This window comes from uncultured Microscilla sp. (genome assembly GCF_947493425.1).
Lineage (GTDB): Bacteria > Bacteroidota > Bacteroidia > Cytophagales > Microscillaceae > Microscilla.
Window position 1 is genome coordinate 19485 of the sequence record NZ_CANLRP010000100.1, and the last position, 12190, is coordinate 31674.

The window sequence follows — 12190 nt, forward strand, 5'->3', positions numbered from 1 at the left end:
TCCAAAATATTTGTGAAAAATTATACAAAACTCCGAAAGGAATCCAGTAATCAAACGATGGAAGAAATGAAACGGCAACAACCCTTAACACCCCCCAGGCACCACAGGTCTGGCGTACTTAAAAAAGCCTTTGTCTGCTTGATATGGCTAAGCATAGCATTGAGCAGCGTTGCAATACAGGCGCAAACCATTACCTGGACTGGAGGCACTACTGGTGACTGGAATACGCCTGCCAACTGGGATACTGGCGTAGTGCCAGGAGCTAGTAACCAAGTAGTGATCACCAACGCCACGGTAAACCTCAACGGCAACCGAACCATTGCCGGGCTTACCATCAGTGGTGGGGGTGTCAACCCTGGAAGCGTAGGCACCAGTACCTTAAATGTGACCAGTACTACCAACACCACCACCTTTAAAGGAGGTGCAGTGATAAATGTGGCAACTGATGTGGACTGTGCCAATATTATTTTGGAGGGAGCTACTTTTGAGCATGCAGTTACCCTTGAAAAAAACGGGGCTACTCAAAACCTTTGCAAGGGTGGAAACACATTTAATGGAGTAACTACTTTAAAGTTAGCTGCTGGTGCGGGTACCTTTTCTTTTGCTAGTAGTGGAGGAGGGGATGTGTTTAATAACAAGTTAATTATTGATAATCAGGGAGCAGGAAGTATTAACTTATCTTATGCATCAGCTGGTAGTCAGTTTAATGGAGATGTAGAGCTTAATAATACAGGAGCTGGGATTTATTTTGGTCTACAAAACGGTACCTCAGTGTTTGGCAATGGAGCAACCTTAAGTAATGGAACAAATGGAGGAATGACTACTGGTGGCTTGTTATTGTCTAGAGTTGAGCTACATACGCCCTTAAGCCTTAATTTGCCAGCGGTAAATATATACTTGGGGCATTTTACCCATAACTTTGGTAGTCATTTTTATGAGAGTGTTAATGTGACTGGAGCCAATGTAATGGTATATGGGAGTGTTTTTGATCAAGAAACAACCATTATTAAAGAAGGATCAAATACTCAACATTACCGTACAGGAGGAAACACATTTAATGGGAAAACCATTTTGCGTCATAATGGTATAGGAGGAAATTTGTTTTTTAGTAATGGTAACCCTGATATTTTTAATGGAGAATTGTTTTTAGAAAATCTTGGTGGTGGATATGTTCAAGTAGCAACTAGTGGTGCTGGTCAAAGCCAGTTTAACCAGAATATCCAAATAAAAAGTACTGGAGCCGGAGGGGTTTATATTGGTGCTAATGGTGCTGCTTCGTTGTTGGCACCTGGAGTGACTATTACAGAATATGTTGAGCCAACTCAACCTGGGGTAGACATGATGACGAGTGGAACATTAACTTTGGCTGGAATGGATGTTCAAACTACAGTAAATCTGGATATTCCAGATGTACTTGTTGTATTAGGTGGAACTACTAAAAATAATTTTCGGGAGAACTTTACCCTCAAGGCTAAAGGAATACATTTGAATGGAAGCATTTATCATAAAGCTGCTACCTTAACCAAAGTAGGCACAAGCAATGAATCGGGTTCTGGAGGCAATATTTTTCATCAACCTACTATTATAAGTCACCTTGCCAATGGTGGAGATATGGCTTTGGCGAATACTAACCCTGATGTTTTTAAGAATACACTGATTTTGACCAAAGCCGGAGGAACTGGAAGCATTAGAATGAGTAACTATGCCAAAAATAATCAGTTTGATGGGCAAATATATGTAAACATAAACGGAGGTAATGGTTACATTATGTTTGGGGAGTTTGCTGGAACATCACTATTAGACAGTACTGTGCAGATTCAGGCAGGAACTGATGGGTTAAATGATGGTCATTTGGTATTGGGTGGATTACAGGCAACTGCTCCCCTTACACTTAATGCTCCACAAACCATTATACACCTTGGTCGTGAACTCTATGAGGGTGGTTCAAGTTATTTTAACGGCTTAGTAGATATAACTGCTAAGGGTATATATTTGAATGGTTGTACGTTCCATAATAATGCTTCTTTTACTAAAGTAGGAAATTCTGGGGATTTGGGAGCTGGTTATAACACTTTTGAAGGAAGTACTACCATTCGTAATGCATCTTCTACTGGAGGTAGCTTTATCTCTGGAAGTAGGGGAGCAGATGTTTTTAATGGCGAGTTAACCTTAGATAACTCTGGGGTTGGCACTATTTATTTAGGGTATAAGGCTAATATTACTAGTCAGTTTAATAAAAAAGTAACAGCTACTACCAGCAGTTCGGGTACTATCAACTTTGGTTATTTGGGTACGCCTATTTCGTCTTTTACCAATAATCTTGTATTGAACAGTATCCAGCCCAATACAATTATTTTTCGAGGTAACACTTTTTTTACAGGAGGTTCTAATCAAACAATTAGTCATTTAGGGAGTGCTATTCCTCCATCTATACATAACCTTAAAATTGATAAATCATCTAACAAAGTATTGTTGCAAACCCAGCTAGAGGTGAAAACATCGATGGAGTTTGTTAGTGGAATGGTGAAAACATCAGGAGATGGAGTGCTTATTTTTGACGGAGGTGCTGTCTATACAGGTGCATCTAACGCCCGCTACGTATCAGGCAAGGTGCGGAAAAAAGGTACAGTCGACTTTACTTTTCCTATAGGGGACGATACTAGTTATCACCCCCTCACTTTGACCAGCGTATCTGCCAATGCCCCACTCACTGCCTGGTATGTCAAAAACAATCAACCTACTGGAACTGATACAGTGGCTTGTTATGCCATCAACAATTGCGAACATTGGGTGGTAGAAAACGCTGGAACTGTAGCAAGTAGTTTTACTCCTGAAATAAGCTTCAATGCCATTACTTGTACTTTGCCTGCCAACCCTGTGCTGATGTGGCATACAGGTACTGTTTGGGAGGTAGTGCCTGCTACACATAACCCCGGCAATCAAACCCTAAAGGCAAACCAACCTACCAACAGTGTTGCCAATACCACGCATTATATTGCCTATGGTAGTCTCAAAGATGCAGGTACCATTACTACTCCTACCGGAGCAGTGGTTTGCCAAAATACTTCTCAAACTTACTCGGTACCATTAGTAACTGGTGCTACCTATGCCTGGACAGTACCCACTGGCTGGACTATTGCCGCCGGGCAGGGTACGCATCAGCTAAGCGTTGATATAGGGACTGCCGCAGTAGCAGGCAACAATGAGTTAAAAGTAACCTATACCGATGCTACCTGCACTACTCAGGAAAGCAAATTTTTTGTAATTGTAAACCCCACGCCTGCTACTGCTGGCGCCATTACTGGAGCTACAGGCGTATGCCCAGGCACCCAGGCAAGCAGTTACTCGATACCTGCCATTGCCGGAGCCGACGAATATATTTGGACATTGCCTGCTGGAGTGGTTCAGGCTGCAACCGGAGCTACAGGCACCATTACTACGGTAGACAATTTCATCGAAGTTGATTTTACCTCCAGTTTTGCCGGGGGAGACATTACCGTAAAGGGGAAAAATAATCAATGCGGCGAGGGAACTGCGAGTACATTGACTACCAATAGCTTAACTGCATCGAGTGGTTACCTGCACCTAAAAAGTAACAGCGTGTGTGATGCCAGCCCAACCGGGAGCTTGACCCTACACACCAGTGGTCAGACTTATAGTTTGTACAAAGACAGTGTGCTATTGAGCAACTATACAGACATCAACATTACGAGCAGCCCAATCACCATTTCCCAACTTGCGGCGGGCACCTATTATGCCGTTATAGGCAATGGAAGCTGTAATTTTACCACCAACTCCATCGAGATAATAAATACCGATGGACAACAGCGTTTTCAGTCGTTCAAGCATTGGGACAATGTAACCTATGCGGGTTCGGTGAGTATGTCTGTCAACGCCCAACAAGAAACCTTTGTGGTGGGCGAGATTCACGGTTCATCTATACAATTAGGCAATATTACCCTGCAACCTCAAAAAAACAATGCCTTGTTTGTCATGAAATACCTCAACGAGCATGAGGTAAAGTGGGCAAAGAAAATAGAATCCAACTACTTGGATGATGGCATCATAAGGCCCGATGGTTTGGGGAATAGTTATGTGATTGCCCGTTATCAGGGCATTGCAAGCTTTGAAGGAAGCAGCCAAACCTTGACTTCACCAGGAGCCGACTTTAACTTGTGCCTGGTTAAATACAAACAAGACGGAACAATAACCTGGGTGAAGAACATACCCACTACCAACCCTGTTCGGGAATTAACTGTAGATGCACAAGGCAATGTGTATGTCTTTATGGACAATGAGCCTATTCATAAGTATGACCCCCAGGGTGCCCTTGTGTGGACTAAACCAGGGGAAAAAGTAAGCATTTCTCCAAATAACGAAGCCTACTTAGTGACTTATGATGTTTCAAACAATCCAGTACTCAAAAAGTATGACAGCAATGGAGTAGTACTGTGGCAGCGTACCATTAACCACGATGGCAATAATAACGACGGAGAAGTTGCGCAAATACGCACCAATGCTCAAGGCGAAACCTATGTTTTGGGCAGGTTGTTTTACAATTCCTCCACCAAAATAGTATTGGATAATACGGTAGGTACCTCAGATTTAAACATCACGGGTGAAGACGTGACCTATGTGGCAAAGTATGCCGCCAATGGAGACTTGTTATTTGCCAAACAATTGGCTCAAGGTGATCCTTATACCCTTTATCATTTTCAGCTAGACATGTTTGATAATATATATTTGTTAGGCAGCATTGACTTTAACTCTTCTTATACTTTTGGCAATACAGTGGTGTCTAGTGTGGGGTTTGACTACGTGGTATTGAGTAAATTTGATGGCAATGGCAATTTTGAATGGTTCAAACATATAGGACCTGTGTGGAATTATTTTTCTCCCACATCATTTGACCTGACAGCAAACAAACAGGGAGAAGTGTTGGTATCGGCATTTCCTAGTTATCCTGGTGCGGTGACGTTTGGTAGCCAAACAACCACTGCGACTGCACAAACCCAATTATTGGTCGGAACAATAGGGTATGTACCCAAAAACTATGTCATTGGGCAGGCGACCCTTACCGGAACCACCCAAATATGCAAAAACGTTTCTCCCCAAGCCGACTATATAGTGACAGGAGTCAACGGAGCTACTACTTATCAGTGGACTTTGCCCGCTGGGGCTACGGCTACCAGCGGCAATGTAGTGAGCACCAACCCTACGGTGGTAGAAACCACTACTTCGGGTATCACTATAGACTTTACCAACGTGACACTGGCCAGTGCTACCCTCCAGGTAGTAGCCAGCAGCGGTTGTGGAGCAGCTAACCCAGCAAGCCTGGCTATCAATTTAGGCAATACCCCTGCTGCTGCGGGCACCGTTGCGGGTACCTCCAACACCTGCGCCAATCAAGCGGTTACTTATACCACCACTACCGTGGCCGGGGCGTATGAGTATGTATGGACATTTACCCCCAATGATACCACCCTGGCAACGGTTACTTATACTTCGCAACAACCTAACTATACTTTTACGCCCACTACTACCGGAACATTGACCGTACAGGGGAAAAACGATTGTGGTACAGGTACCGCAAGTAGCCCCTTGGCTATTACCAGTGGTACACCTCCTACCATTACGGCAGTAGCCAATAGCAGCACCAACTGTGGCAACGCAGGCGGAGGCGAGTTGAAGTTTAACCTGGCTTTTAGCGGAGCGGCTACCTATAGGGTGTTCAAAGACGGCAGTGCCTATAGTGGCATCCAAACCGCTACCGTTGGCGAACTCACCCTTAGTAGTTTGGCCATTGGCAACTATACCGTAGAACTTAAGGCAGGGCAATGTGTGGCTACTGCTACAGCTTCGGTAAACGACGGGAGCCCGTTGATTACCAACATCAAAACAAGTTATGTAAGCTGCGACGACAGCAAAATGAACTTGTTTAGCCCAGCTATGCTCCAGTTCGACATTCACACTGCCCAGTTGCATGCCGAGTTTAAAGAGTATACCTATACCGTGCTCGACCCACAAGGAGGAGTCATTGTACCCGAAACCACTATTTCGGGTGTAACCCCGGCAAATGCTACACAGGTAACGGGTACCCAAATAGACATCACAAATCCGCAAAGAGACGAAGCCTACTCCATTGTTATCAAAGCTTACAAAGCCCTTGATCCCAATACAGGTTGTAGCAATTGTAGAGAAGAATATTGTCAGGTAACCCAAAACTTTACTTTCCAAGGTTTACCCGTTAATCTCAGTTTGCAAGGAGGCAACCCTCAATATGTATGCGATGCAGCGGGTACTACCGATGTAAAGGTAATTGTAAATGCCAACCACGACAACGGCTTGAGCATTGCCCCGGCGGGAGGCTACAGAGTAGAGTTGCTGGATCAAAACGGTACAGTAGTTACTACTCAAGACATCGCCACCTTGCCCGCCAACAATGAAGTCACCATTAGTGGGGTGGGCGTAGGCAACTACGAGGCGAAGGTAACTGTAGGCAAAGACAACTACCACTGTGTAGGGTCGGTAGAGTTTTCGGTAGAAGATCTAGAGGTACAAATTACAGTAACTCCTACCCACGAAAGTTGCACCGATGCCAACGATGGCAAAGCGTATGCCGTAGTAGTGGGAGCAAAAAAGAATACGAAATTTCAATGGAAAAAGGCAGATGGAACCTTGCTCGTTGACGATCAAGGCAATGCTTATGAAGCGGCTTTGATAGAACAACTAGAGCCAGGCGATTATAAGGTAGTGGTAACTGTTGCCGGGATTTGCCCCAACGAAAAAGCTTTTACCATTGAGCCTTATGCTCCTTTGCTTGATACAGCTATAGTAGAAGTAGACACGCTAAAGTGTGAGGTGATTGCCCGCGCTGACCTCACCACGGTGGGGCAAAGCAAGTACCCCACTGGACCTTACCATGTAGTATGGTACCAGTTGAAAATAGACGAGCACTTTACTGCGGGCGACGAAACCGACGAAAGTAAATACACCAAAGTATACGAAAGCCATGAGGCTTCTTCAGTATCGGCTACTGAGCCTGACCTAAGGGTGGTGCTCGACGAAAAGTACCTGGTGTTTAAGGGTTGGTATTATGTAGAAATAAGCGGACCCAACAAATGTGCAATCAAAAGTGCGCCCACTGAGATAGAAAGACCGCGTAAAAAACGCACTTTTAAGATCAGCTTACGCTGGAAAACTCCAGAGGTGAAACCCAAAGAGCCTGAGTTGCCTAAATTTGAGTTTCAGGTAGCGTTTGAGGATGCCAAAGAGCAAATGACCACGATTACCGAAAAGTGTGTCCAAGACGAACAGGAAAAGTTGGCGGCGATGTTCAAAGCTCAGTGTAAAGCCCCTGGTGGGAACCTGGAGGTTACCTTTGAACAAATTCAACACCACTATACCTTGTATTACTTTGACCGTGCCGGGCAGCTTACCCAAACTGTGCCTCCGGCTGGCGTAAGGCTTTTGACAAGCGACAGTCTAAATCGTGACAACCGTCCGGCGCATACCATGCGCACTACCTACAACTACAATAGTTTGGGGCAAATGGTCAATCAACATACGCCTGACGGTGGTACCACCAACTTTGTGCACGATAAACTAGGACGCATTCGCTTTTCGCAAAATGATAAACAAAAAAATGAAAATGCCTATGCTTACGTAAAATACGATGCCTTGGGCAGAACCATAGAAGCGGGGCGTGCCACCCGAACCGGGGTGAGCTTTCCGGCTGCGGCATTTAGCATACCAGACATTGATCTGAACAACACCATTGCAGACAACAACGGCTTTCCGAATACCGGGCTAAGCGAGCAAGTATTGAGCTTTTATAATGTGCCAGGTGCTTTTGCCAACGACCAACACACAGGTAAAAATGCCTTCTACTTCAACGAAATCAACACCCAGACCTATTTGCGTAACCGGGTGAGCTATACGTTGGCGTATAACCAAGGCAGCACCGAGCCTGTACGCACTTACTTTAGCTATGACCCACACGGCAATGTGACCTGGCTCATTCAGGAAACCCCTGGAATGGACAATGGTAAAACGGGCAGCGAAAAACTCAACTACCGCATGCACCTTGCCTACGATTATGACCTTATCAGTGGCAAAGTGCTCAAGGTAAGGTTCAACGACGATACCAGTAGGGCAGACCGTTTCTTACATCGCTATAGTTACGATGAAGACAACCGCCTCACCTTGGTAGAAACCTCGCGTGATGGTTATATTTGGGACAAAGACGCGAAGTACGACTATTACTTGCATGGACCGCTCAAGCGTACCGAATTGGGCGAAGATAAAATTCAGGGGTTAGACTATGCCTACACCATCCACGGATGGATCAAGGGAATGAACAGCCCGATACTGGATGTAAACAAAGACTTGGGTGGAGATGGCAAGCCAGGGAGCACCTTTGCCCCCGATGTATGGGGCATGTCGCTTACTTTTTACGATGGCGACTATGTACACGATAATGCCTCATCGTTTGCTGCATCGGGCAACACTACTCTAGAGCCAGGGGCGAATTACAACCTTTACAATGGCAACATTGCCACCTGGACAAGTGCTTTGCGGGGAGTGAGCCAAAACCAACAAATTCAGCGGGCTTTCCAGTACAAGTACGATCGCCTGAACCGGATCAAAACGGCGCAAATGTATGAGTGGAATGGTACTGCCTGGGCAGCCGCGGCTACCAACAATGCTTTGCACACCAACTATAGCTACGATGGCAATGGCAACTTGTTGACCTTGAAACGCTATGACAAAACAGGCAGCTTGCTAGATGACCTCACTTATAGTTACAAAACCAAAACGATCAATAACATTGCCCAGCGAATCAACCAACTGGACAAAGTAACCGATGCAGTTACCGGGAACAAAATTGAGAAAGAGGTCACCGGAACGAACCAATACGATTACGACGACATAGGCAACCTGGTACGTGACCACGCTGAAGACATTGTAATTGTTTGGAATATGCAGGGCAAGGTAAGCGAGGTTCGCCCCGCCACTGCCACCTCCAAAAAGCCCCACATTCGTTATTGGTACGATGCCAGCGGTAATCGCCTCAAAAAAGAAGTGAGTTACGCTGCAGTAGTAAGCGATGGCAATGGAGGTTTTGTAAGAAGTTTTACCGCCGCTCCCGAAAAGGTGAAAGTGAGCTACTACACCCGTGACATGGACGGTAACACCATGGCGATTTATGAACAAAAGTACAATGCTACGACAAGTACTTGGGAAACTACCCAAAAAGAGTTAAGTTTGTACGGTAGTGAACGTTTGGGAACGGTAGAAACTAATCGTTTATTGAATAGTGGGTCAGCTGGTACCAATGGAATAGCGCGTTTGGTGGGTGAAAAACGTTACGAGTTAAAAGACCACCTTACTAACGTCCGCAGCGTGGTAACGGATCAAAAACGTTACCTGGAGGCTGGAAACGTATTTACGGAGTACGCCAATGTACGGACGTTTAAGAATTACTATCCGTTTGGGATGGAGCAGCCCGGCGACGAGGTTGCGCCCGTGTTGATCCCGGTGAATTTGCCGGATGGTTGGGGCATTTACGAGATGACGGGCTGGATGGGAAGCATTGGTCTGGAGACGGCACTTAAAGTGCATCTGGACTACGTACCGGATACCGCGAAATGGGTGTTTGGAAAAGACTACGTCTCGACTCCTTTGCAAACCTACGAAGTGAGTTTTGATGTTGCCCTGGATAGTTTGAGTTCAAGCGACAACGAACTGAAGGTGACCATTAAAGACGCAGCGACTGACCAGATTATTAAAGAAGCGACTTATACTACGAATGGTACCCACCGTTTACGTTACCTTGCTACTGGTGACACTACCAAAATTTTATTTCATTTGAAAGACCCAACGCCGAATATCGGAAGTTCGTTGGAGGTTACCGGAATTGCTCTGAATAAGACTGATTTTGGAAGTTACCGTTATGGATTTAATGGTAAAGAGAATGACCAGGAGTGGGGGAAACTGATTCAAGATTATGGATTCCGTTTGTATAATCCTGCGATTGCTAAGTTCTTGAGTGTTGATCCGTTGGCGCCGATTTATCCGGAGCTGACGCCTTATCAATTTGCGAGTAATACGCCGATTGAAGCCATTGACTTAGATGGGTTGGAAGCAGCACATACAAGTTCAAATAAACAACACTCCAATAGTGGAGTATACTTTTTTGAGACCCGAAACTTCTCTTTTAGTTTTGTTAAAAGAGGTCTTGGTCAATTTACCCCAAACCTTTTAGGAAGACCTGATGAACCAGGTACATCAGAGTATTATATCAATTTACAACAATATGATAGAGTTGGTATATACTCTTATTTTGGTGCCATTTTCGGAGGCCATGGCTCCGATTGGAACACAATGGGTCAAAATATTGAAAATGGTAGAGTAACTGGTCTCAAAACAGATACCAAAAGAGCATATTTCGCATTGGATCAGGATGGAAGTTTGAAAGCGGGGTTAGGAAATCCTCCTAAAGATACTCCTTTTGGATTTGGAGGAGGAATACCTATGTTGATAAACGGACAAAGGTACGGCGAAAAAAATAATGGTAAAATTTTATCAGCCAGAGGATATGCAAATCAAAACTCAAAAACAGTAGGAAAGGTTATTCTTGCTCATAATAGCAAAGCTAATTCATTAATGATAGTAGTTTCACCAGATGAACTTAAATCTGGAGGAATGACCCTTGATGAAATTCAGGACTATTTAATCCCATTAGGATATGATAATATAATGAGTTTTGATGGAGGATCATCGTCTACCCTTGTTAAGGATAGAGAATTGTTAGTTTCTCCAGACTGGAAAAAAGACAATACCATACCAGTTGGGTTAAAAATTACAGGAAATGAAAAAAAGTAGATTCATAATTTACATTATTATATTAATAATCTCAACTATAAACTATAGTAGCGACTCGCAAAAATTCTTTTTTACAGGTCATAGCGCCACGTATGCTGTTGTAATGATAAAACATCATTATGTGTTGACTATGTCTTTAGCTATTTTGGTTGTTTTGTTCTCTGAATATAGTAATGCCAATAAAAAAAAATGGGCTAAATATTTATATATAACTTTTGTTTTTATTTGGATTCTCTCAATGCGTACCTATGCAGTTGTTTATACTAAAAATACTCTGGTTTCAGGCTGGTCATTTATCCCAATTAGTGAATGTGAACTTCCAAGTGATGATACACTTAATAATAAAGAGAGAAGTGGATGCACTATAAAGTATGATCCTTTTTTGAGGAAAAAGTTAGAACAGGAGTTAAGTAAGAACTCAAAGCCCTAGTTCTTTTCAGTCTTCCAACGTATACCAGAAAGTAATGATAAGTCTATGGCTTGTTTTGCGATAGCAAGGTATACGAAGCCTGTTCAATGTAAAAGCTGGACAGGCTTTTTTATTTCTTATGAACTGAAAAAGAGGTAGTTATAAGTTGTAGGAATGAGGTTTTGTGTGTATATTTGTAGCCTTGATGTACGTTGGATTGTCATCAATATTGACCCTGTACTATTTATTTAGTGCAGGGTTTTTTATGAGCCATAAGTTAGTCTAGCTTTTGCATCTCTTAATATTGCATCCAGTGTAAATAATACGTGTTCTTTATCCACTTTAGGTAGTTTATTTAAATCCACCAACCTTTGTAACATTTGCGCATCTTGAAACAAATCCGCGTTTTCTGTCTCTCCTAATAAATAGCCTACAGTTGTATCCAGTAGTTTAGCTAACTTTTTGGCTGCTTCCACTGAAGGAGTCATTTCTTCGCGTTCGTATTTTCCTATGGTTGAATGTGAGGTATTTAGCAGCTTGGCCAACTCCTTTTGTGACAGTTCTTTTTGTTTTCTTCTTTCTGCTAATCTTTTTCCAAAAGTGTTCATATAAGTACCTTATTATATTCAAAAACCCTTGTTTTGAGCTTTTTTTGTAAAAATAGACATATTTTAATATAAAAAAAAGTATGATAATTTGTTTGTAGGTATACTATCATATACATTTACACATTATAGTATGTCAATAAACATTTTTTACCATGACAATTCAACAAATAAAATCTCAACTCTCCATCTCCACCGTCTTAGCTCACTACGGCTTAAGCGTCAACGGAAACAATCGCATGTGTTGTCCTTTTCATAATGATACCAAGCCGAGTATGGAGGTGTACCC

General features: G+C 43.4%; 4 protein-coding genes. 3 read left to right on the top strand and 1 reads right to left on the bottom strand.

Annotated features, from left to right (window positions below; all coding sequences use genetic code 11):
• The first annotated feature begins 12 nt into the window (after positions 1 to 12).
• Positions 13 to 10887 (top strand): RHS repeat-associated core domain-containing protein, encoded by a 10875-nt coding sequence (locus Q0954_RS21735; protein WP_299460340.1) that lies wholly within the window; start codon positions 13 to 15, stop codon positions 10885 to 10887.
• Complete coding sequence (locus Q0954_RS21740) at positions 10874 to 11317, top strand: hypothetical protein (RefSeq protein ID WP_299460342.1); 444 nt, start codon at positions 10874 to 10876, stop codon at positions 11315 to 11317. The genes Q0954_RS21735 and Q0954_RS21740 overlap by 14 nt, the downstream gene beginning before the upstream one ends.
• Before the next feature lie 242 nt (positions 11318 to 11559).
• Here the strand turns inward: Q0954_RS21740 and Q0954_RS21745 are convergent, their stop codons facing one another.
• Complete coding sequence (locus tag Q0954_RS21745; RefSeq protein WP_299460345.1) at positions 11560 to 11904, bottom strand: helix-turn-helix transcriptional regulator; 345 nt, start codon at positions 11902 to 11904, stop codon at positions 11560 to 11562.
• A 152-nt stretch (positions 11905 to 12056) separates the two neighbouring features.
• On the opposite strand from Q0954_RS21745, the gene Q0954_RS35085 reads away from it, so the two are divergent.
• On the top strand, positions 12057 to 12190 hold a 134-nt coding region (locus tag Q0954_RS35085), incomplete at its 3' end, for a CHC2 zinc finger domain-containing protein (protein ID WP_366916752.1).